Genomic DNA, 22,206 nt, shown 5'->3' on the forward strand with positions numbered 1-22,206 from the left:
AGGGTTTGTTGTCATAACTTTTGCTTGAGCAAGGAGCGAATATGGTAGGGTCGCACGGTGTTGCGCGCCGGGTAGGGTGCGCTCTCGTCGCTTTCGCATTGGTGGTCGGCTTGGCGCCCGTCGGGTCGATCGGGGCGTTCGCCCAGGAGGGCCAGCCGGTTGATGGGGAGGCTTCGCCCGCAGCCGCGCCTGCCGTCACCGAGGCCGCGGGCACGCTCGAGGTTGTCGGCGCCTCCGAAGCCACCGCATCGCCCGAGGCACCAAGCGCCGCCGATGCGCAGGGTGCTGCGGCGTCCCTCGCGCTGGCGCCTCAGGCAGGCGTTCCGGTACCGAAGTTCACCCAGCTTGCGATCTTCGACGGCTCTCCGGCCCAAGGCGGTACCCAGCTGTTCGACCTGCTGGCGGGCGATCAGCCCACGCTCGATGCGGGCAAGGAATACTACCTGGCCGTGAAGGTGATGAAAGACCACCCCACCGACGACACGTGGGTCGCCCTCGACTTTCCCTGGTGGGTCGATGCTGTGAACATGGTCGGCAATGCGGCCTGGAACAAAGCGGGCAGCGAGATCGACCACACGTCGCTTGACAAGGTGCTGAGCTTCAAAGCGGCCACGGGCGCGAGCGCCGCGCGCAAGACCAGCGCCGGGCGCGTTGCCTACCATATCCGCAACACCGCCGAGGCCAGCGTGAAGGAAGCGGGCTTCCAGGTGTCGTTCCGTCCCGCCAAGGAGTACTCCAACGGCAGCAAGGACAACCAGACCTGGGCGCTTCCGGCCAACCAGTTCGCGTTCGAGACGGGCGCCATGAACGGAGCGGCCGAAGGCGCCGTTTCCCAGCGCGTGGCCACGACCAGGGTGGTCGAAACGGGCTCGAACAATTTCAACTACTACGAAAGCTATTTCCCCACCGTGGCCTACGACGATATGCAGCGTTCGGCGCGCGATGCGTGGGCGGGCTACTTCTGGGAAGGCACGGTTTGGACCAAGGTCGAGTTCGATGCGACCTATCCCACCGGCGCTACCGTGGGCGACGTGACCTTCGGTGGCGTGAAAGCCGAGAAGGGCGCCGCTCACGACAACGGCGACGGATCGTCCACCATCCACTGCGTCGTCAACCAGCCGACGGGGCACGGCAGAAACCCGGCCGAAGTCGGGGCCTCGATGAGCTTCCCGAACACGCCGGCGTTTCCCAACGGATCCGAGCAGGTGATGACCATCACCAGCATGACGTCTGCAACCTGGGGAGACGAGAACGGTCATCTGCGGGAGGGCAGCACGGATCTGAGGTGGACCATCCTTGACGGAGCCCCGGAGGTCACCATCGAGCCGTACAACGAGAGGCGTTACGATTGGCACGGCATGGAGGGCATCGAGCATAACGCCCTTCTGGGCGAAGCCGACCTGCGGGCTCGCGGCGCCAAGAACGGCATCCAGACCGAGAGCCAGATGATCAGCATTACCTATGCTCCGAACGCCATCGTGCGCGCGGTGAACATCCCGCTGTTCGATGATCATGCGGATACGGTCACCATCAACGGAACCGACTACCGACTCGCCGACGTTGCCGAGATGCACGAGGTGTCCGCAGGCGACACCAACGGCTACGCCACCATCGTGAACACCAAGCTCGGGCTCGGTCCGAACGATTCCATCGAGACGCTGGTGTACGAGGTGGGCAAGATGCGCGGCGGGTACACCTCGCGTCTGGATTCGGGCGACCACAGCGACGAGAACAACCTCAACCGCCTGTCGTCGTACGGGTCGGTCACGGACGGAAAACCCGCCGTGGCGGAGTACCGCGTATACGAGAAGGGGACCGATCCCGCGCTTTCCTCCGAGGCGAACAAGAAGGTCGCTTCGGTGAAGGGCATTCCCGTCAAGGAGAAGGTGCTCGTGTACCGCCAGGGCACCATCCCGGGAAAGCCCGCCATCACGAACCCGCACATGACCGCAGGTGACGAGACCACGGTGAACCTGCGCCTGTGGGTTCCGCCCTACCCGGAGCTTTACGGGCACAGCAGCGCGTATGACGAGGAGCCTGCGCTGTACCTGGTGCTGCAGAAGGGCTTCGAGCCGATGAAGATGGTCATCGACGGCACCGAGGTCGCTTTCGAGGACGTAACGGCCAAGGCGTCAAACCCGCCGACCGACGGCACGCGAATCCTCAAGTACCAGACGCCTCCGAAGACCCATACGGGCTACTACGCCTCCAACCAGACGTACTCGAGCTTCGACGTGAGCTTCACCATGGGCACCGACACTACCATGAGCGCTTCCACGTTCGATCTCGGTAAGATGATGTTCGTGGGGGCGGGCACGTCTTCGGTGGACGGCGCCTACCAATACACCACGTCGCCTTCCCAGAACAACAACGTGTACGGCATCAACACCGGCAAGCCCCTGGGTCCTTTGACCGGCGAATTCACGGTTCAGGAGTATAAGGGCATCGAGGTATCGAACGCTCTGCAGGCCGTGCGCAACGGCTCGCCGCTTGGCACCTGGACGGTGTTTCGCGCATCCGACCCCGACAACACCCGCGTGAGCCTGGGCTTCGACTACAAGGCTCAGTACAAGCTGGTGGTGACGAACCGGACGAAGGAAAACGCCCGCGGCGGCAGCGTGTTCATTCCGGTTCCCAAGGCCGGCCAGGACTTCGGGGCGGCGTTCAACCCGGATGGCGCACAGGCCTTCGACATGACGTTCACGCTGCAGGGTGCGCCTGCTGACGGATGGACGGTGTCCTACCTGAAGATGAAAGACGGCGTGTCCTACGCCGAGCGCACGGCGCCCGCAGACGGCGACTACGCCGTGGTCTCCGATCCGGCCGATGCCGATATGATCATGCTCAACCGCGAGGGGGAGATTCCCGACGGAGCGGGCTACGAATTCGTCTTCGACGTGGTCACGCCCGATATGGCGAAACTGAAGCTGCCTGCGGACGGCTCCTTGGTGAACACCTGGAATTGCGCGACGCGCTACACCATCGGCACCACCACGGTGGTTCCTCCCACCGCGCACTTCTCGGCGTCTGCCGCGCTGAATCCGGGCACGGTGACGGGCCTGGTGTACGAGGACCTCAACGATAACGGGGTGCAGGATCCGGGCGAGATGCCCCTCAGCGGCGTCGAGGTCAGGGCCGAGGCCTCCTATCTGGTGGAAAAAGATGGCGACGGGGTGAATGAAGGCGGTCTTTTGCCGCTCGAGCAGGGACGTGCGGTTGTGACCCAGAAGACCGGCGTCACCGCACTCGACGGAACCTACAGCTTCACCTTCCTGCGCGGTGCGCAGGCAGATGCGGCCGGTGGGAACGCCGATGATGCGCGCGTGGTCGTCACTGTGTCGAACCCCTTCCCGAAGACCTACCGGTTCAGCCCCACCACGGCTTCCGGCAACCGCCCCTCCGTGGTCACGCCGATAAACGAACAGGCTTCGGCCTTCAACGAGACTGCGGTCGCGCTGAACGCGTCGCACCCGACGGGTCAGGTCGATGCGGGCCTTACCCTGGTGGAACAGCACAAGGTGGTCGGGGACATCGCCGTGGCTAAGAAGGACGAGGCCTCGTTTACCACCGAGCACGATGCGGTGTACAAGACGAAGGCCGAAGACAAGCTCTCGTTCGGGTTCGCGTTCAAGACCTCGAGCATCAAAGACCAGATGACCGACGTTGAGAAGCGCTTCTACGGCAGCGCCGAGCCTCCGCGCGACAGCATCGCGCTTTCTGGTGTGACCAGCGCATTCGAGGCGCAGCTCACCTTCCCTGCGGGCGTGAGGCCGCCGACCGACCCGTCGGCGTACGCATTCAAGAGCCTGGCGGGAACCGATTTTTCCGGCGGAGCGGCGAGCAGCATGTATGCCGTGAAGGACGCGGCGAAGGTGGTTTCGCAATCCGATGGGACGACCAAGGTGACCGTGACTTTCGAGCTGGCCGATCCTGTCGCGTACGCCACCTACGCCAAGCTCCATGATGCGGTGTTCGCCGAGCCCGCCTACCTCACGCTGGTGGTTTCCGGTGTGGATGTTTCTGCGGCTCCCGAGGGGAAGAACCTGACGGTGGCGGGAACGGTCGTCGGTAGCATGGGCGCCAAGGCCTCCGTTTTCGGCCAGGAGCGCGATTTCTCCTTCGCTTGGGAGGCGGTGCAGGACAAGGACGTGACCGAAGGGGCCATAGGCGACGGCACGGATGCCGTTCTCGATGGAGCTGCTGAAGCGATCCAGCTCACGCTGCAGGTTGAGAAGGCGGGCACGCCCGTGCCCGAGGATCCGGACCCGACTCCCACTCCGATCCCGGATCCGGACCCGACTCCCACCCCGGCTCCCGCGCCGACACCTGATCTGGCGCCCGATCCGCAGCCCGGCCGCACGGTGGTGGCTCCCGTTGCGCTGCCGGTGACGGGCGATGGCCCGATCGACCTGGCGGCTTCGCTTCTCGCTCTGGCCGCACTCGCAGTAGCGCTCGCCGCTGTGCGGATGCGCCGCAGCCGCTAAGACGGCGGTCCCGAGCGCGCGAGCCCGCTCGATCGCAGGGTGCCTCCCTGAAAAAAGGAGGCGACCCGCGCAATCTCTTCGAATAAGGCCTTCCTCCTGCGGGAGGGAGGCCTTATTTGTCCTATGATTATCACGTTCGATTCGACGGCAAGCGACCGAGGGGGTGGAAGATGTTCGGAATGCCGGTTATCTGCTACCTGTTTCTGGGCGGCATGGGCGCCGGACTGTGCATCTGCTCTTCGGTCGTCGCCCTGCTCGTGCCGGTCGAGCGCTACGGCGCGCGTCTCCGCTCGCGCGGTGCGGCGCCGTCTGTCCTGTACGCGGTCGTTCCGCGCGCCTACCGCATGCTCGTCGCGCCAGGGTACCTCGCCGCGGCCTTCTGCATCGCGGTGGGGTCGATCATGCTCCTCGTCGATCTGGGCGTTCCGAACCGGGCGACCCTGCTGTTCCAGTCGCCGACGACTTCGCTGCTGACGGTGGGTTCGTTCGCCCTGGTCGCGCTTTTCGCCCTCAGCGCCGTCTCGTCGGTGGGCTGGGGGCTGCCCTCGTCCCGATTCAGGGTGGGCATCCTGCGAAAGCTCGCCGCGGCGTCGGTCGCGGCGGGGGCGGTGGTTGCGGCGTACACGGGCCTTCTCCTGGGCAGCCTGGTGGCGGTCCCTCTGTGGTACGGTCCCTGGGTTCCCGCCCTGTTCGTTTTGTCCTCGCTTTCCTGCGGCGTGGCCGCGCTGCTCGCGCTGCTGTGCTTCACCGGGCTCGATGCCGCGTTCGCAAGCCTGGTCGAGCACGCGGTGAGGGCCGATGCCCTGCTCGTCGTCCTCGAGGCGCTCGTGTGCTTCGCGCTTCTCGCAACGGCGCTGAGCGGTTCCTACGCGGCCGCGGCCGACGGCGCGGCGGAGCTTTTGGGAGGGTCCCTGAGGGATCCGTTCGTCTTCGGCTTCATAGGGGCGGGGCTGGCGTGCCCTCTGGTCCTCGATGCCGTTGCGCTGTTTATGCGCAGGCGCACCGCCGCCCTGACCCTTGCGGGATCGGCGGGTATCCTGGCAGGTGCGTTCGCGCTGCGTTACTGCATCGTGATGGCGGGTGCGCAGGTGAGCTTCGTGCAGGGGGTGATGCGATGAGGGCGAGGGAATCGAAGCGGATCAGCTTTGCGGTCGACGAGACGAGCGACGTCCCTCTGTGGGTTCAGCTGCGCAACCGCATCGCGTACCTCATCTCGTCTGGCTATCTGGAGCCGGGCGACGCCCTTCCGACGGTGCGCGCCCTGGCATCCGAGGCCTCCATCAACTACAACACAGTGAACAAGGCGTATCTGGGGCTGAAGTCGGACGGGCTGATCGAGTCCACCCCGGGGCGCGGAACCATCGTGTCCAGCGGGATCGCGAGTGAGGACGACGCCCAGTTCCAGCAGATCGACCGGATCCTGCAGGAGTGCATCGCCTCCTGTCGGGATCTGGGGCTTTCGTTCGAAGATATCCAGAGACGCATGAACGCCAAGTTGGCGAGCTTGAAAGGAACCCGAGAATGATGGGAATGAAGAAACCGGCCCCGTTCGAGACGGGCTCGCGGCGCTTGCCGGAGGGCCGTCGGATTTCGTTGCGCGATTCGGTCGCCGTCGACGTCAACACCGAGATCGTCGGCGAGCGCGCGTCCAATTCGGGCATCATCCTGTTTTCGACCGTCGTGTTCGCCGTGACGTTCGGAGCGGTTGTGCTGGCATCGTTCGCGCTGCGCTCCGCCGTCGACGTCCTGGCGGTGTTCGCCGCCCTGGTGGTGGCGTCGCTGGCGACGCTTTCCACCCACATCGCGCAGGAATGGGAGCGCGTCGTGGTGCTGCGCCTCGGCCGTTTCCAGCGCCTGGCGGGACCGGGCATGTTCCTGACCATCCCCGTGTTCGAGAGCCTTGCCATGCGCACCGACAGCCGCGTGCGCGTGACGACGTTCGGAGCCGAGCGCACCCTTACGTCCGACCTGGTCCCGCTCGATGTCGACGCGGTTTTGTTCTGGGTGGTGTGGGATGCCAAGGCGGCTTGCATGGAAGTCGCCGACTTCACCAAATCGGTCGAGCTGGCCGCCCAGACGGCCCTGCGCGATGCGATCGGGCGCGCGGGCGTGGCCGAGGTGGCGCTTCGGCGCGAGCAGCTCGACCGCGAACTGAAGAAGGTGCTGGAAGAAGAGGTTGCCCCGTGGGGCATCACCATCATGTCGGTCCAGGTGCGCGACATCCTGATCCCCGACGAGCTGCAAAACGTCATGTCGCTCGAAGCCCAGGCCGAGCAGCGCAAGAAGGCCCGCATCATCCTCATGGAGGCCGAGCAGGACATCGCGGCCATGCTCGACGAGGCGGGGGAGAGCTATTCCGATAACGACCGCGCGCTCAACCTGCGCGCCATGCACCTGCTGTACGAGAGCATCAAGGACACGGGAAGCTCGGTGGTGGTCCCCAGCGCGCTCAGCGAGGGCTTCGGCTCCGCAAAGGCCGATGACCTGGCCGATATCCTCAAGAAGCTGGGTCGGTAGCCGCCCGTCGGAACAGCGCGGCTTTCCGGTGCGACGGAGCGGGTCGATACTATTTTCAACATAGGATAATGCAGGTAGAAATTGTCATAGGATAAATCTTGTTTTGTCCTATGACAATTTGATATGGTTTCCCCACCGATACGGATTCGCTCGAGGGAAGCGAAGGCGGGCGGGAGCGCATGTCCGGGGGAGAAGAGAGAGCCCGGTGCGCTTCCTCGACAATAGGAGGGGGAATCACCATGCCGAAACGTTCGGAAAACGGGCTGTCGCGCAGAGGTTTTCTCAAAGGCGTCGGAGCGGCGGGCGCGCTGGGAGCGGCGGGCGCCGCGGCGATGACGTCCACGCAGGGCTGGCTGAAGCCGATCGCTGCAGACGCCGCCGCAGACGAGCGCGTGGCCTACACGTACCATCACAGCCACTGCGGGGGCATGTGCCCGCTGAAGTGCACGGTGCGCGGAGGCCGCCTCGCCATGATCCAGCCGAACGACATCTGCGAGGACAGGTACCGCACCATATGCCTCAAGGGCATTTCCGAGATCCAGCACATCTACGGCGACAAGCGCATCCAGACGCCCCTGAAGCGCGTCGGAGAGCGCGGCGAGGGCAAGTTCGTCTCCGTGTCGTGGGACGAGGCGCTTGACGAGATCGTCGACCAGATCAAGCGCATCCAGGCGGAGTCGGGCAAGGGCTCGGTCATGGTGACCAGCGGAGCCGAGGCCGACGTGCCGTTTTTGGCCCCCGTCCTCGGGGCCCGGGGAGGCGGAAACCCCGGCATCGACGTCGGCATCGGCAACGGCCTCGATCCGGCGACGGGCATGGGCGCCGGCTACGCCATGAGCGCCCCCGAGGCGCGCGACTGGACGAAGTCGAAGCTCGTGCTCACCGTGGGCAGCAACTACTGCGAGTCGAGCCTTCCGTCTGCCCGCCTGTTCTTCGAGGCGAAGGAGGCCGGGGCCCGCATGGTGACCGTCGATCCGCACTTCTCGACGACGGCGGGCAAGTCCCACGAATGGGTGCCCATCGAGCCGGGAACTGATGCTGCCCTGTTCCTGGGCATGATCACCCACATTCTCGAGTCGGGGCTGGCCGATACGGCCTTCATGGCCAACCACACGTCGCTGCCGTTTTTGGTGAACGCCGAGACGGGCGCGCTGCTGAAGGACCGCGAGCCCTCGATCGACCCTGAGAAGAAGGCGCCCGTGCCCGGCCAGCTCGACCTGTTCTACGTCATCGACGGCTCGGGTAGCGTCGTGCGCGCCGACAAGGCGGCCACGACGGTGCTGTCGGGCTCGGCGGAGGTGGACGGTGTGCGTGCTCGCACGGTGTTCGACCTGCTGAAAGAGACGCAGAAGCAGTACAGCGTCGAATGGGCCTCCCGCATCACGGGCATCCCGGCCGACAAGATCAGGGAGCTGGCCGAGCTGTACGCCGCGGGCCCCTCGTCGCTGTGCCTCGGCTGGGGCGGAAACGACAAGATGAGCAACGCCGACATCGCCGGCCATGCGGCCGCCGTCCTGACCGCCATCACCGGCAACATCGGGAAAGAGGGCGCGGGTGTGGGCGTGTATGTGGGCGCTTCGTACGGCGGGTATGCCGCGACGCTGGGCTCCTGGGCGCTTCCCGAGACGCTGGCGGCCGGCGAAGCCGATGTTCCCATGTACGACCTGCGCTACAAGGAGAACTCCGTTCGCGCGCACATCGCGGTGGGCGACAAACTCGCGCAGTGCATGGCCAACATGTCCAAGAGCGAAGAGTGGGCGCGCAGCCTCGACCTCATCGTCACCGCGGATCCGTACTTCACCGAAGCGGCGAAATGGGCGGATTACGTTTTGCCGCTGACCAGCCGTTTCGAGTACGACGAGGAGATCGGCAACATCGCGAGCGGCTACAGCCATATCGTCATGCAGCAAAAGGTCATCGATCCGCTGTTCGAGGCCCGCACCGACCTGTGGCTCACGCGCGAGATCGCCAAGCGCATGGGCGTCGAAGACGCGCTTCCCAAGACGTCGCTCGAGCGCGCCCAGGCCGTTCTGGGCACGTCGGAAGACCCCTACGTCTCTTCCCTGACGGTCGAGAAGCTGGCGGACAACCAGGGCATGTGGCCGTGCGAGGGGATCGCCGAAGTGCGCCGCGTGGCCATGGACCGCACGTTCCCCACGCTTTCGGGCCGCATGGACGTGTACTACGAGTCGCTGGTCGAAGACGCCCAGGAGCTTCCCCAGTGGGAGCCCTGCTCGGAGGCCACGTGGGACAACCCCGACCGCGAGCGCTTTCCGTTCCAGCTGATCAACGTGCGCTCGCGCTTCCGCATCCACAACCAGTTCAACGATGCCGAATGGCTGCAGCAGTTCTACGAGCCCACGCTGAACGCCAACCCCGCCGATCTGGCCGCATACGGGCTTAAGACCGGGGACGTGGCCGAGGTGTTCAACGACCGCGGCAGCTTCAAGGTGCGCGTATCGGGCAACGAGGCGGTGCGTCCGGGATCGGTCCGCATGATCGAGGGGGCCACGGCCGACTACACCGTCGAGGGGAACATGCAGTCGGTGACCAACGACGAGTTCATCGCGCGCGGATCCAAGCTGATGTGCGGGCCGGTCATCCCGTTTTCCGACACGCTCGTCGCGATCAAGAAGGCATAGGGGGAGCCATGACGAAACTTGCAATCGCGGTCAACGTGGGCCGCTGCGTGGGATGCCACACCTGCTCTATCTCGTGCAAGATGAGCAACAACGTTCCCGACGGCATGCTGTGGAACCGCGTGCTCACCGAGAACAGCGAGGTTATCGACGGCGCCGTGGGCGTGTATCCCGCTCTTTCACGCGACTACCTGCCGCTTGCCTGCCAGCACTGCGAGAACCCCGCCTGCCAGAAGGTGTGCCCGACCGGGGCGACCTACAAAGACGGCAAGGGCCGCGTCGAGATCGACTACGACAAGTGCATCGGATGCCGCATGTGCATGGCCGCCTGCCCCTACAACGCGCGCGTGTTCAATTGGACCGAACCGGTGCGCAGCGCCGGCTCGAACTACGGGGAGGCCGATGTGCCCGTGCGCCCCAAGGGCGTGATGGAGAAATGCACGCTGTGCTCCGAGCGCACCGACCGGGGCGATGCGCCCATGTGCGTCACGTGCTGCCCGGCCCGCGCACGCGTCTACGGCGACCTCGACGATCCCGATTCGGAGATCTCGAAGATCGCCCGCGAGAAGAACGTCCGCATTTTGCTGGAAGAGATGGGCACGAGCCCGCAAGTCTTCTACTTCGAATAAGGGGTGCACTGATGGAATTGTCTACCAAAACGAAGGGCGCCCTGGGCGTTCTGGCGGCCGTCGCCGCCATCGGCGTCGGCGCATGGGTATACCAGCAGGTGGTGGGCCTGGGAGCGACGGGCATGTCGAACGCCACCTCGTGGGGGCTCTACATCGCGATGTTCATGTTCTTCGTCGGCCTTTCCGCCGGCGGCCTGATCGTCGCATCTTCGGCAAGCGTGTTCAAGATCGAGAAATACGAGCGCGTCGCCATCCCCGCAGTCATCTGCTCGATGGTGTGCATCTGCGCGGCGGGCATGTTCGTCCTCATCGATCTGGGCGGCATCGCGCGCGTGTGGCGCATCGCCACGGGGCCGAACTTCTCCTCGCCGCTTCTGTGGGATGTGTGCGTCATCACGCTGTACCTGACCATCAACATCCTCGACCTGGTCTTTTTAGTGCGAGGCAACCATCGCGCGGTCGCGGTTCTGTCCCGCGTGGCGCTGCCCACGGCCATCCTCGTCCACTCGGTGACCGCGTGGATCTTCGGCCTGCAGATCGCCAAGACCTGGTACACGGCCATCATGGCCCCCATCTTCGTGGCCTCGGCCTGCGATTCGGGGCTGGCCCTGCTGCTCATCACGCTCGTGCTGCTGGAGCGCTTCGGGATCTTCCAGACGGGCAAGGAGCTTCTCGCCAGCTTGGCGGGCCTGCTCGCCGTCTTCATCGCGGTCGACGCCTTCTTCATCGGCTGCGAGCTTCTGACCATGGCGTATCCCGGCGGGGAGCATGCGCACGCGCTCTCGCACATGACCGTCGGAGCGACCTCGCCGTTCTTCTGGTTCGAGATCGTATGCGGCCTGCTCGTTCCCTTCCTCATCCTGGTGTTCGCGAAGAACCGCCAGAAGACGGGGCTGATCGTGCTGGCGTCTGCGCTGGTCGTGCTGGGCGTGCTGTGCAAGCGCATCTGGCTGCTGTTCACCGCGTTCATCACGCCGAACGTGGAGGGCGCCCCCGGCATCTCGCTGGGCACGCAGGGAGCGGCGCTTGCGGGCGGCCCCGACATGTGGGCGCTTGCCGGAACGTACGCGCCGACGCTGGTCGAGATCGCGATCGTGGCGGGGGTCGTCTCGCTCGTCGCAGGCGCCTACATCGTGCTGGTGAACCGCTTCGTCCGATAGGCCGGCGCGGAAAAGCGAAAAAAAAGGGGGGCGGTGCGGTTGCGCCGCCCCTCTTCGCATATTCGGACCCGGCTTGCGTTGTTTTCCATTTGTGAAGATAGCCGATCTATCTTATTTTCGAGGCGCTCCTTATAATGGAATGCTGCGGCGGCGTCAAGCGCCTGCGCCATGCGGGGTCGTTCGGGTTCTCGGAGCCGATCGGCAGCCCGTCGCCGCGATGCAGCCGGCGTTTCGAGGCGCCGGTGACGGTGAAGGTAGATTGAGAGGTGGAAATGGCAAGCAGGGCGGGTAGGCTACAGCGCCTTTTCGTTTCGTTCGCGTTGCTGGTGGGTTTTTCGTTCCTGCTTAACACGGGATCGAGCGCCGAGGCGGAGTCGGTTTTGTGCGGTATCGGCAAGAACGTCGACAGCAACATCGCAAATGTCGAGGTGTCCCACGAAAAGAGGGATTACAACGGGCAGTCGAGCGACTGGCAGGTGAACAACTACCAGTACCTCCTGGTTACGATGAAGGGCACGGTCGATAACCGCGACTCTTCCATCAGGGAGGGCGACTTCTTCACGATCAAGCTGGACGACCGCCTGCGGCCCAACGGCATATTCGACGAGGAGTCGGTTTCCGCGCTCATCCCGACGCTCACCACGACGGTGGACGGGTCCGACGTGGTGGTGGCCGTTCCCGACTACAACCCGACCACCAAGACGATACGGTACGTGTTCACCGACTACATCGAATCGGTCGACAGCCTCGACTTCATGGTGAAGCTCGCGGACTATCCCGACCTCAAGCGCGCGACGGGCAACGGGACGTACACGTTCAACAGCACCTATGCCGGAACTCCCTACAGCTACACCTACGACGTGCTGTGGGAGAAGCCGCTTCCCGCTCCCAGCGAGGTGACGGCTAAGGAAGTGCGCCAGACCGCGATGGTCACCAACGTCCTGATATCCGAGGACGGCACCCAGAACAAGTACACGCACCGCGCATACGCCCGGTTCTACAACGTGGCCGATACGGACGGCATCGCGATTTCGTATACGGGAACGTCTCCCTACACCGCCCAAACGAGGCTGAAGGTGTACGGGCTGCGCGACGAGGCGGCGGATAGCTTCGGCGCCGATGCTTCCAGCCTTGAGGACGTGACGACGAAGTTCTCCGTAACGGTCCAGGCCAGCGGCATCAAGCTGGAGTCGACGGTTGCCGAAGCGGGTTACACGCGCTTCATGGTCGAGCTGGTCAACGACTTCGATCCGAACGCCGCGATCAACTCGTATCTGGGATTTTCCATCAACGGGGGCCAGGCGGCCGGAACCACGGTCAACATCGCTAAGGAAAGCCTGATGGCCGCAGCGTATGCGATCGGCAACAGGGACGAGGTCCCCTGCCGCGAGGTCAGGAACCTGGAGATAACCAAGGTCGATGCCGATGACGCGTCCAAGAAGCTGGCGGGGGCGACCTTTGAGGTCTATCGTGCGGAAAACGGCGCTGCGAAGGGCGATCCCATCCAGACCGTGACGACCGACCAGTCGGGCATGGCCGTTGTCGAGAGCCTGGATCTGAAGGGTCAGTACGTGCTGGTCGAGACGGCGGCGCCCGAAGGGTACCTGCTGGACAAGACGCCGGTCAAGGTGGTCGTCAAGGACCTGGACAAGGGAGTTCCCACGGTGCAGCTTTCCGTCCAGAACAAGCGCATCGAGCGGACCGACTTCACGGCGAGCAAGGTCTGGGTGGGCGGCAGCGACGAGCGCCCCGCCATTCAGCTGCAGCTGTTCTGCGACGGGCAGAAGCTGGGCGACCCCGTTACGCTGAAGGACGGTGCCACCTCCTACACCTGGAAGGATCTGGACAAGACCGACCAGCTGGGCGCGGCTTACCAGTACACGGTCGATGAGGTCGAGGTCCCCGCGGGCTACCGCAAAAGCGTCGAGGGCTCTGTGATCACCAATACCTTCGTCGAGGAAGAGCCGCCCGGCAAGATCGAAGAGCCGCCCGGCGGCAACACCGAGAACCCCTCGGTCGTTCGAACGGTTCCCCCGGCCTCTGCGGTCAAGCAGCTGCCGGCCACCGGGGATTCGGCGGTTTACCTGCTGTGCGCTGCGGTCATCGCGGCTTCCCTCATCGGAATCGCCCTGGCGCAGGCGCGCAGGAACCGGGACTAGGTTTTCGCGCTTCGGCGCGGGATGTGATTAAGTCATAAAAGCGGGGCGGTTCGCAAGCGGGCGGGCCGCCCCGTCGGGTATACTGGGCGGGTCGGATTACCTAGTATCTCGAATGGGCTGGGACGGCGCCAAGTTCCGAACCTGGTCAGGTCCGGGAGGAAGCAGCCATAAGGGACCGCTGACGAGCGTCCCTGCCTATTCGGGATACTTTTTGCTTTACAGGCCCTCGACGGCCGGCTCGAAGTCGAAAGGCGACGGATGGATCTGCTCTCCGCTCTCGTCGGGCTCATCAACGATCCGCGCGCCGCCATCGCGGCTTGGATCGTCGCACTGGGTCCCGTTCTCGTGTACACGCCCCTGTTCCTCATCGTGTTCGTGGAAACGGGCTTGGTGTTCTTTCCGTTCCTTCCCGGTGACTCCCTCCTGTTCGCAGCGGGCGTTTTCTCGGCCGAAGGGGGAGGGCTGAACCTTGCGGCCACGCTTGCGGTGTTCATCTCGGCGGCTATCCTGGGCAACACCTCGAACTACTGGATCGCGCGCTTCTTCGGCACGCGCATCATCGATTCGGGCAAGGTGAAGGCCTTCACGCCCGAGCGCGTGGCCAAGCTCGACCGGTTCTTCGAGCGCTACGGGGGCCTCACCATCGTCATCACGCGCTTCATGCCCTTCTTCCGCACGTTCGCCCCGTTCGTCGCGGGAACCGGCCATATGAACTTCGCGAAGTTCACGCTCTATAACGCCGTGGGCGGCATCGCCTGGGTGTCCTCGTTCGTGCTGCTGGGCTACTTTTTCGGCGGCCTTCCGTTCGTCCAGGATCATTTCGAGGTGATCGTCCTGCTCATCGTGGGGGTATCGGTGCTTCCCGCCATCGTGGGCGCCGCGAAGGGGCTCATCGCCGCCCGTTCGGGAAAGTAGGCGCGGGTTAGCGGTATGATGCTCGTGGAACGACCGCCCTCGTAGGGCTAGAAAGCGCAGGGGACAATGGCTGAATCGCTGTATCGAAAGTACCGACCGCAGGTCTTCTCAGACGTGGTTGGCCAAGAGCATATCGAGCGAACCATCAAAAACGCAATCGAGCAGGGGAAGGTGAGCCACGCGTACCTGTTCACGGGTCCGCGCGGCACGGGCAAGACCACCACGGCGCGCCTCGTGGCCAAGGCGCTTCTCTGCGAAAGCGGCCCGACGCCCGAGCCCGATGGCACCTGTCCCGAATGCCGGCTGATCTCCGAAGGGGCGCATCCGGACGTGTACGAGCTGGACGCCGCCAGCCGCACCGGCGTCGAGAACGTGCGCGAGGAGATCATCAGCCGCGTCCAGTTCGCCCCGACGCGCGGCGGTTACAAGGTCTACATCGTCGACGAGGTCCATATGCTGTCCACCGCAGCGTTCAACGCGCTGCTCAAGACGCTTGAAGAGCCACCTTCCCACGTCGTGTTCATCCTGTGCACCACCGATCCCCAGAGGGTTCCCGAAACCATCCATTCGCGCTGCCAGCGCTTCGACTTCCGCCGCATCGCCCCCGAGTCCATCGTGGCGCGGCTGGGCGCGGTGTGCACGGCCGAGGGGGTCGCGTTCGAAGGCGAGGCTCTCGAGCTGATCGCCCGGCGTGCGGAAGGGGGCCTGCGCAACGCGCTCACCTCGCTCGAGCAGATCATCGCGTTCGAGAACGGGGCCGTGACGTTGGCCGGTGCAGAGCGCCTGTTGGGCTCCATCGATTCCAACGAGATGGCCGAGCTGATGACGGCGGTCGGGACGCGCGACGTCGCCGCATGTTTCAGCTGGGTGGCCGAATACGTCGAGACGGGAGCCGACCTCGCGCAGTTCGCGCGCGACATGTCGGAGCGCGTGCGCAACATGTACATCATGTCGCTGGCGGGAGCCGACGTCGACCTGGACGTCGCCGACTCGGAGCGCGGGGAGCTGGTGCGCGAGTTGGAGATGTTCGGCTCCGATCGCCTGGCGCGCCTGATGGGCGTGCTGGGGGATCTGACGGTCGAGCTGAAGACCTCCTCGAACCCGCGCCTGTCGTTCGAGATCGCGCTAACCCGCATGGTGCGCCCCGATTCCGACCTGACTATGGCGGCGCTTGCCGAGCGCATCGAGGCCCTCGAATCGGGGTACTCCTCCGTGGCGCACGTGACGTCGGCGGCGCCTGCGCGCGCTGCCGCTGCGTCTGCCGCGCCGGTGCAGGCCGCGCCCGCCGCGCCGGCGCCCGAGCCGCAGGCGATGCGGCCGGAACCCCCTGCTGCGCCTTCGCCCGCGCGACCCGAGCCCGCGCCCGCCCAAACGGCGCAAACTGCGGCGCCCGCCGCGCCGGCGGCGCCCCCGGTTGCCCAGCCCGCAACCCCTCCCGAGGCCGCTGCGGCTTTCACGGCTCCCAGCGCGGATCCGGCTTCGTCTCCCGTTTCCGCCCCTGCTCCCGCCGAGGCCGCCGGGCGCCTTTCCGAGCAGACGCGGGCGATTCTGGCCAATCCCGCCTCGCTTCAGCGTTTGTGGCAAAGCGTTCTGTCCGATGTGAAGAAGCACAAGGCTGCCTACGGGGTTCTGTTCATGAACACCAAGGCGCTGTTCGATCCCGATCGGGACATGGTGCTGATCCAGTTCGGCGCCGAAGCGGCCTTCGCCTACGGGGCGGTTCAGAAGCCCGAGGTGCAAGAGACCGTCGACGCGTCGTTCGCCAAGAACGCCGGAGGTTTCGTTCCCTACGGGTTCGTCCAAGCCGGGACTCGGGCAACTCCGATAGCGCCCGCTTCCCCCGAAGGCGCTTCCTCGCAGCCCACGGCGACCACGGCGGCGGCCGTGCGGGCAGCCGCGAGCTCCGCCGTTGCCCGGGTCCAGGAAGTGCGCGAAGCCGCGCGGGCCCGCGCCGCGCAGAACGGGGCGGCCGTCGGATCGGCGGCGCCTGCCGCAGGCGCGGACCGGACCCCGGCCGCTTCTCCGCCTGTGCCCGAGGCGCCCGTCTACGAGCCCGTTCCCTACGACGAGGTGCCCTACGACGATGCCGCGTATTTCGCGGGCGAGGACGAGTACCCTGCCTCACCTGCACCTGCACCTGCACCTGCACCTGCACCTGCACCTGCACCTGCGGCGGGCGGCGACGCGAACGACATCTCGAACGTCGAGCGCATGATGCGCGGCGCGTTCGGGGGGTCGGTTTCGTTCACGGAACTGAGCTAGCCCCTCCGCACCTACCGGCTAAGCTGCGCGCTGCGCCTTTCGGGCGAAGCGCTTCGCATAGAGACACCGACGAAAGGAAACCGCCATGGATATGAAGAAGATGATGAAGCAGGCCCAGATGATGCAGCTCGAGCTTTCGCGCGCCCAAGACGAGATCAAGGACATGCGGTTCACCGCTTCTGCCGGCGGTGGCATGGTCGAAGCTACCGCCAAGGGCGACAACACGCTCGAGAGCATCGCGATCCATCCCGACGCGGTTCAGATGGCCGACGCCGAGATGCTCCAGGATATGGTTCTCGCGGCGGTCAACGAGGCCCTGCGCGGAGTCGCCGCGCAGTCCGAGCAGCGCCTGTCGGCCGTGACCGGCGGCATGAACATCCCCGGCTTGAGGTAGCCGATGTTCGTCGCACCCGCGCTTCAGAAACTGCTCGACGAACTCGAGCGCCTGCCCGGCGTCGGGCCGAAATCGGCGCAGCGCATCGCGTACTGGATGCTGAACACCGATCGCGAGACGGTCGTTCGCCTCGCTGACGCGATAACCGAGGTGAAGGACGCGGTTCGGTTCTGTTCCCGCTGCTTCAACTACGCAGAGGACGACCTGTGCGAGATATGCCGCTCGCACGATCGCGACCACGGCATGATCTGCGTGGTGTCCGAACCGCGCGACATCCCGCCCATAGAGCGCACGGGCGCGTTCAAGGGCGTTTATCACGTTTTGGGCGGGGAGCTCTCGCCGATGGACGGCGTGGGGCCCGACGACCTGCACATCGCCGAGCTTCTGAGGCGCCTGTCCGACCCGTCTGTCCGCGAGGTGATCATCGCCACGAATCCCAACGTGGAGGGGGAGACGACGGCGGCCTACCTTTCCCGCCAGATAAAGTCTTTGGGCGTGAGGGTCACGCGGCTTGCCAGCGGCCTTCCGGTGGGGGGAGACCTGGAGTTCGCCGACGAGGTCACGCTGGGCCGCGCGATCGAAGCGCGACGCGAGCTTTAGGTAAGGGCCTCTTCCTGGAGGCCGTCCGATGCGAGGAACGCCTCGTGCAGGTACTCCCTCACCGCCGATGCGGGGTCGTCTGCCTGCGCGAGGAACACCTCGACGCCCTTCTCTTCGAGGGCGGCGCGCGAGCCGACGTCTATGCTTCGGCAGGCAAGCGCGTTGGCTCCCAGCGACCATACCAGGTCGGGTCGCTGCTGGCTGGGGAAGTCTCCTAGGGGGATGGTGCGGCTGCCGACGATGACGCCGCGATCCACTCGGTAGAACGTAAGATCGGTCGCATGTGCGAAAAGGGCGGGGATTCGAAGCCCGTTGCATGCTACCGCGACGACCATGGCGCTCCTTCTTCTCGACCGGTCATCGACTACCATAGTCCTTCGCCGCCGAACCGTCGCAACCCCTCGCCGAGCGGGTCGGTAAATTCTGTGAATGACAGGGCGGGGCGGCTGTGGTGGCGCGGCCGCGGTCGCGGCGAGGGGCGCCCGTCCCTGGTTTCGCCGGCTTACGAGAAGGCGGCCATGACCGCCGTGCCGATCACCATGAGAACCAGACCGAATGCGGCGCGCTTCGCGAGGCGCTCTTTGAGCACGAAGAAGGCGAACAGCACCGACACCAGAACGGACAGCTTGTCGATCTGGACGACCGTGCTGACCACGCCCGTTTGGATGGCGTAGTGGTAGCACATCCACGACGCCCCGGTGGCGAGCCCCGATAGGGCGAGGAACCCCAGCTCGCCTTTGTCGATGAGGGCGAGCTGGGAGGTTTTCCCCTTCCAGGCGACGATGAGCCAGGACATGGCCAGCACCACGCAGGTCCTGATGGCCGTCCCCAGGTTGGAGTCGACCCCGTCGATCCCCACCTTCCCCAAGATCGAGGTGAGCGCCGCGAAGACGGCGGCCATAACCGCGTAAGCCAGCCACGACGCGCCTTCGCCGTGCGCCTCGCCGCTTTTCCTCTCGATCATGAGCCACGTGCCGATCAGGATCGTGGCGATGCAGACGAGCTTCACGGCCAGGTGGTTCGACTCGCCGAACAGCGCGATGGCCAGCAGTGCGGCCAGAGCGGCGCTGCTCTTGTCGATGGGGACGACCTTGTTCACATCGCCGCAGGACAGCGCCTTGAAGTAGCAGATCCACGAGCCCCCCGTGGCAAGACCCGACAGTGCGAGGAACAGCCACGTCGTCGGGGAGATGTCCGGGATGGACGAAAGGGACCCGCCCAGGGCGGCTACGCACCATGCGGCGATCGCGACGACGACGGTCCTCACGGCGGTGGCGACATCGGGGTCGGTCGTTCGCACACCCAGCTTCGACAGTATCGAAACCAGGCCCGCGAACAGCGCCGCTCCGCATGATGCCGCGATCCAACCCATTGTCACTCGCCCCTCCCGATAGGCTCAGGTCTCGGACGACCGGGGTCTGAGCTTTCCGCTGGTTACCGACGCGCTACGACCTGGTACGCCTGCGCGCAGCGGCGGCGCGCTGTGCGCGGCCGGGGCGGAAATCGCCCGCCGTGCCGCGGCCCTTCGCCGCCGTGCCTCCCGCGGACTCGCCGCGCACCTGCGCACGGCCTTGGCTGCGCTTGCCGCCCGTCTCCGGTTTCGGGCGGGTCGCCGTTGGCTTCTTTCTCGCGCTGCGGCCCTTTGCAGGCGCGCTTTCCGAAGCGGCTTCCCGCTTGTGGGCCTTGCGCTGGGCCTTCGCCCGCAGCTCCTTTTTCGCGGCGGCGATTTCGGGGTCGCGCTTGGCCTGGAATTCCATCTGCTTGGCCGCGGCCTCCGCCTCGGCTTCCGAGAAATCGAACGAGGCCAGCTTCATCTCGGGAATGTCCTGCTTGATGAGCTTCTGGATGTCTTTGAGGGCGTCTTCGGTCTCGGGCGTGACGAACGAGACCGAGAATCCCGCAGCGCCCGCTCGGCCGGTGCGCCCGATGCGATGCACGTAGTCCTCGGGCTGGGTGGGCAGGTCGTAGTTGATGACGTAGTCCACCTCGGTGACGTCGATGCCGCGGGCCAGCACGTCGGTGGCGGTCAGTATGTTCACCTCTCCGGCAGAGAAGCGGTCGAGCGCCCGCTTGCGCTGGTTCTGGCTGCGGTCGGAGTGGATGGCCTCGACGTTGTACCCGGCGCGCTTCAGTCGCCGCGCCGTCGAGTCGGCACGGGATCGGGTGCGGGCGAAGATGATGACGCGTTCGGCGCCCTTCTCCTCCAGCACGGCCTTCACGAGGGAAGGCTTGACGGTTTGGGGCGTGCGGATGATGAACTGGTCGATGGTGTCGGCCACGTCCCCCTTGTGGGCGATCTCGACGAGCGCCGGATCGTGCAGCATCGTGTTCACGGTGGACATGATCGAGCGGTCGATGGTCGCGGAGAACAGAAGCGTCTGCCTACTTTTCGGCGTGGCGGCCACGATCTTTTTCACGGCGGGAAGAAATCCCATGTCAAGCATGCGGTCGGCCTCGTCGAGGACCAGCGTTTCCACGGCCTTCAAATTGACCGCATGCTGGTCCATGAGGTCGATGAGGCGCCCGGGCGTGGCGATGAGGACATCGCATCCGCGCTTGATGCGTTCGATCTGCGGCCCGTAGGACAGGCCGCCCACCACGATGGCGATATGGTGGCGGGTGTGCCGGGCGATGGCCTCGCACACGTCGCCGATCTGCTGAGCCAGCTCGCGGGTGGGCGTGATCACCAGCATGAGGGGGCCGGTGCCCTTCTTGGCGTGCCCCAGCCGGTCGAGCGAGGGCAGCGAGAACCCGCCGGTTTTCCCGGTTCCCGTCTTGGCTGCGGCGATGACGTCGTGCCCTTCGAGGATCAGGGGGATGGCCTGCTGCTGGACGGGCGTGGGCTCGGTGTAGCCCATATCCTCGACGGCAGCGAGCGTGTTGGTCGAAAGACCCAGGTCTGAGAACGATTTCAAATTGCGTTTCCTCTCGCGTTAGCGAACGTGTGCGGGTTGGTGCCCGATGTAGAACCGGGCGAAGCGCTTCTTCCTCAAGGGATCGGAGGCATCGCGCGAAACCCGTGCGAGCTTCAGGGCCTCGGCCGCGACGTCGCGCGCCGCGTCCGGCCTGCGAATGAAGCGGGCGTTCACCAGCATCGCGTCGATCCCGTGGGGGTTTCTCATGATGTAGCGCAAAGCGTCGATGAGCTCGCGCGGCGTGGTGACGTGCATGGCCGCGCTTGCCGAGGTGAGCATTTCGACGTTGATCTTTTCCTGCCCGTAGGCGCGCCCCACGAGGATCATGGGGACCTCGGCGCACAGGCATTCGGTCACCGTGAGGCCACCGGACTTGCATACTACCAGATTGCTGGCGTTCATCAGGGCGGCCATACCGTCCACATATCCGAAGACGGTCATGTTGTCCAGCTCGTAGTCGCGCTTCATGGCGCGCAGGTGCTTTTCGTACTCGGCATCGCTGCCCGCGATGAACACCAGGTGCAGGTCGGAAAGCGTGTGCAGGTACGGGAGCGTCTTGTCCAGCGCCTCGCGAAACCTCAGGTAGGGCGTGGGAAGCTGCGCTCCCGCCAAGACCAGCACGACGGTTTTGTCGAGGGGCAGCCCCAGCTTTCGGCGCGTTTCCTCCCGGTCGTAGGGTTTGCGGAAGTCTTCCCTGGTCGGAATGCCCGTGATGCGTATGCGGTCGTCTTCCACCTTGCGGGCGCGCAAGGTTTCGGCCATCGACTGGGTGGCCACGCAGAACAGATCGGAGCTCTTGTGCGGCCACAGGCCCTCGGTCTCGTAGTCGGTGGGAACGCTGATCACGGGGAAGTCCTGCCGGGTGAGCATGCGCGCGGCAACGGCGGAGTTCGCCGCCGTGATGTGCGTGGCCACCACTGCCCAGGGCCTTCTTTCGGCGATGTAGCGCGTGAAGGGGGCGTACATGATGTGGGACCAGATGGTGCCGCCGCCCCACAGGAGGCGCCCTGTGAAGGTGTAGCGCCAGACGAGGTCGTAGATGGGTCGCGTCGCCCCAACGAAGTAGGAGGCGGCCCGGTCGCCGTCGAATTTGTGGCGGCCCCAATCGAGGATGTCCACCACTTCCACCTCGAGGTCGGAAGGGGCGAGCCCGAACCCCTCGTCGCGCAGCAGCTCGAGCGCCTGCGCAACGGACTTCGCCGCGCTTTTGTGCCCCGACCCAACCGAGGCATGCACGACCATGACCAGGGGCTTTTCGCAACGAGATGCGTCGGCGGCGGTCGAGGCGCCCTTTTCGGGCAGGGAAGCCGCGCCTTTAGCGGGCGCGGTGGCAGAATCGAGGTTCGTCATGCTTGCCATTCTAGCCGATGTTTCGCCGAGAAGCGCCGTCGGCGCGGCAAGGCGCCCGTTCCCTTCATTCTCTGCGGATATACGGCCGAAGCCGGCGAAGGGGCGCTTCGGTGTTTGCGGGGAAGTTGTCGTCGGCCCGCGAGCTCGGCCGATTTCCCCTTGCAATCAAAGGGCCTCTCTGC

Annotated in this window: 16 protein-coding genes and 1 other RNA gene; 13 read left to right on the plus strand and 4 right to left on the minus strand. The window is 65.4% G+C overall.

Features of this window, described 5'->3' with window-relative positions:
• The first annotated feature begins 41 nt into the window (after positions 1 to 41).
• The 13 genes from JI75_RS01755 (at position 42) to recR (ending at position 17,759) form a co-directional block, all read left to right on the plus strand.
• Positions 42 to 4,484 (plus strand): hypothetical protein, encoded by a 4,443-nt coding sequence (locus tag JI75_RS01755; RefSeq protein WP_039688277.1) that lies wholly within the window; start codon positions 42 to 44, stop codon positions 4,482 to 4,484.
• Positions 4,485 to 4,654: 170 nt separating this feature from the next.
• Positions 4,655 to 5,602, plus strand: coding sequence for an NrfD/PsrC family molybdoenzyme membrane anchor subunit (gene nrfD, locus JI75_RS01760; RefSeq protein ID WP_039688279.1), 948 nt, complete (start codon positions 4,655 to 4,657; stop codon positions 5,600 to 5,602).
• A complete protein-coding gene (locus tag JI75_RS01765; RefSeq protein WP_039688280.1) occupies positions 5,599 to 6,009 on the plus strand; it encodes a GntR family transcriptional regulator in 411 nt (136 codons plus the stop codon). The genes nrfD (JI75_RS01760) and JI75_RS01765 overlap by 4 nt, the downstream gene beginning before the upstream one ends.
• Positions 6,006 to 7,001 carry a slipin family protein gene (locus JI75_RS01770; protein WP_082019705.1) on the plus strand — a complete coding sequence of 332 codons (996 nt, stop codon included), beginning with the start codon at positions 6,006 to 6,008 and terminating at the stop codon, positions 6,999 to 7,001. Before JI75_RS01765 ends, JI75_RS01770 begins: the two co-directional genes overlap by 4 nt.
• Positions 7,002 to 7,240: 239 nt before the next feature.
• Positions 7,241 to 9,643 carry a molybdopterin-dependent oxidoreductase gene (locus JI75_RS01775; protein WP_039688282.1) on the plus strand — a complete coding sequence of 801 codons (2,403 nt, stop codon included), beginning with the start codon at positions 7,241 to 7,243 and terminating at the stop codon, positions 9,641 to 9,643.
• An 8-nt stretch (positions 9,644 to 9,651) separates the two neighbouring features.
• The gene (locus tag JI75_RS01780; protein ID WP_039688284.1) at positions 9,652 to 10,269 is read left to right on the plus strand and encodes a 4Fe-4S dicluster domain-containing protein; all 618 of its coding nucleotides are present in this window, start codon (positions 9,652 to 9,654) and stop codon (positions 10,267 to 10,269) included.
• A gap of 11 nt (positions 10,270 to 10,280) precedes the next feature.
• A complete protein-coding gene (gene nrfD, locus JI75_RS01785) occupies positions 10,281 to 11,429 on the plus strand; it encodes an NrfD/PsrC family molybdoenzyme membrane anchor subunit (RefSeq protein ID WP_039688287.1) in 1,149 nt (382 codons plus the stop codon).
• A 326-nt stretch (positions 11,430 to 11,755) separates the two neighbouring features.
• Entirely contained in the window at positions 11,756 to 13,588 is a 1,833-nt protein-coding gene (locus JI75_RS01790) for a SpaA isopeptide-forming pilin-related protein (protein WP_158407606.1), read from the plus strand.
• Positions 13,589 to 13,698: 110 nt separating this feature from the next.
• An RNA gene (gene ffs / locus JI75_RS08900) (signal recognition particle sRNA small type) lies at positions 13,699 to 13,792 on the plus strand.
• A 54-nt stretch (positions 13,793 to 13,846) separates the two neighbouring features.
• Positions 13,847 to 14,503, plus strand: coding sequence for a VTT domain-containing protein (locus JI75_RS01795; RefSeq protein WP_039688291.1), 657 nt, complete (start codon positions 13,847 to 13,849; stop codon positions 14,501 to 14,503).
• Positions 14,504 to 14,569: 66 nt separating this feature from the next.
• Positions 14,570 to 16,765: a DNA polymerase III subunit gamma/tau gene (gene dnaX, locus JI75_RS09380; protein WP_052241507.1), complete on the plus strand. Its 2,196-nt coding sequence runs from the start codon at positions 14,570 to 14,572 to the stop codon at positions 16,763 to 16,765.
• A gap of 85 nt (positions 16,766 to 16,850) precedes the next feature.
• A complete protein-coding gene (locus tag JI75_RS01805) occupies positions 16,851 to 17,159 on the plus strand; it encodes a YbaB/EbfC family nucleoid-associated protein (protein WP_039688293.1) in 309 nt (102 codons plus the stop codon).
• Positions 17,160 to 17,162: 3 nt separating this feature from the next.
• Complete coding sequence (gene recR, locus JI75_RS01810) at positions 17,163 to 17,759, plus strand: recombination mediator RecR (protein ID WP_039688295.1); 597 nt, start codon at positions 17,163 to 17,165, stop codon at positions 17,757 to 17,759.
• Here the strand turns inward: recR and JI75_RS01815 are convergent.
• From JI75_RS01815 to JI75_RS01830, 4 genes are all read right to left on the minus strand, one after another.
• The gene (locus JI75_RS01815; RefSeq protein WP_039688297.1) at positions 17,756 to 18,094 is read right to left on the minus strand and encodes a NifB/NifX family molybdenum-iron cluster-binding protein; all 339 of its coding nucleotides are present in this window, start codon (positions 18,092 to 18,094) and stop codon (positions 17,756 to 17,758) included. The two genes, recR and JI75_RS01815, sit on opposite strands and share 4 nt — an antisense overlap.
• A 167-nt stretch (positions 18,095 to 18,261) precedes the next feature.
• On the minus strand, positions 18,262 to 19,131 hold the full coding sequence (locus JI75_RS01820; protein ID WP_039688299.1) for an EamA family transporter: 870 nt from the start codon (positions 19,129 to 19,131) through the stop codon (positions 18,262 to 18,264).
• Positions 19,132 to 19,204: 73 nt separating this feature from the next.
• Positions 19,205 to 20,674, minus strand: coding sequence for a DEAD/DEAH box helicase (locus JI75_RS01825; RefSeq protein ID WP_039688301.1), 1,470 nt, complete (start codon positions 20,672 to 20,674; stop codon positions 19,205 to 19,207).
• 18 nt (positions 20,675 to 20,692) lie between these two features.
• Positions 20,693 to 22,024 (minus strand): glycosyltransferase, encoded by a 1,332-nt coding sequence (locus JI75_RS01830; protein WP_173405177.1) that lies wholly within the window; start codon positions 22,022 to 22,024, stop codon positions 20,693 to 20,695.
• Between the last annotated feature and the right edge of the window lie 182 nt (positions 22,025 to 22,206).

The sequence above is a fragment of the Berryella intestinalis genome (assembly GCF_000814825.1).
Classification (GTDB): Bacteria; Actinomycetota; Coriobacteriia; order Coriobacteriales; family Eggerthellaceae; genus Berryella; species Berryella intestinalis.

What these genes read in the sequence shown, in the direction of transcription:
- JI75_RS01755 (WP_039688277.1), top strand. Translation starts at nt 42, where the DNA reads ATGGTAGGGTCGCACGGTGTTGCGCGCCGGGTAGGGTGCGCTCTCGTC.
- nrfD (WP_039688279.1), top strand. Translation starts at nt 4,655, where the DNA reads ATGTTCGGAATGCCGGTTATCTGCTACCTGTTTCTGGGCGGCATGGGC.
- JI75_RS01765 (WP_039688280.1), top strand. Translation starts at nt 5,599, where the DNA reads ATGAGGGCGAGGGAATCGAAGCGGATCAGCTTTGCGGTCGACGAGACG.
- JI75_RS01770 (WP_082019705.1), top strand. Translation starts at nt 6,006, where the DNA reads ATGATGGGAATGAAGAAACCGGCCCCGTTCGAGACGGGCTCGCGGCGC.
- JI75_RS01775 (WP_039688282.1), top strand. Translation starts at nt 7,241, where the DNA reads ATGCCGAAACGTTCGGAAAACGGGCTGTCGCGCAGAGGTTTTCTCAAA.
- JI75_RS01780 (WP_039688284.1), top strand. Translation starts at nt 9,652, where the DNA reads ATGACGAAACTTGCAATCGCGGTCAACGTGGGCCGCTGCGTGGGATGC.
- nrfD (WP_039688287.1), top strand. Translation starts at nt 10,281, where the DNA reads ATGGAATTGTCTACCAAAACGAAGGGCGCCCTGGGCGTTCTGGCGGCC.
- JI75_RS01795 (WP_039688291.1), top strand. Translation starts at nt 13,847, where the DNA reads ATGGATCTGCTCTCCGCTCTCGTCGGGCTCATCAACGATCCGCGCGCC.
- dnaX (WP_052241507.1), top strand. Translation starts at nt 14,570, where the DNA reads ATGGCTGAATCGCTGTATCGAAAGTACCGACCGCAGGTCTTCTCAGAC.
- JI75_RS01805 (WP_039688293.1), top strand. Translation starts at nt 16,851, where the DNA reads ATGGATATGAAGAAGATGATGAAGCAGGCCCAGATGATGCAGCTCGAG.
- recR (WP_039688295.1), top strand. Translation starts at nt 17,163, where the DNA reads ATGTTCGTCGCACCCGCGCTTCAGAAACTGCTCGACGAACTCGAGCGC.
- JI75_RS01815 (WP_039688297.1), bottom strand. Translation starts at nt 18,094, where the DNA reads ATGGTCGTCGCGGTAGCATGCAACGGGCTTCGAATCCCCGCCCTTTTC.
- JI75_RS01820 (WP_039688299.1), bottom strand. Translation starts at nt 19,131, where the DNA reads ATGGGTTGGATCGCGGCATCATGCGGAGCGGCGCTGTTCGCGGGCCTG.
- JI75_RS01830 (WP_173405177.1), bottom strand. Translation starts at nt 22,024, where the DNA reads ATGACGAACCTCGATTCTGCCACCGCGCCCGCTAAAGGCGCGGCTTCC.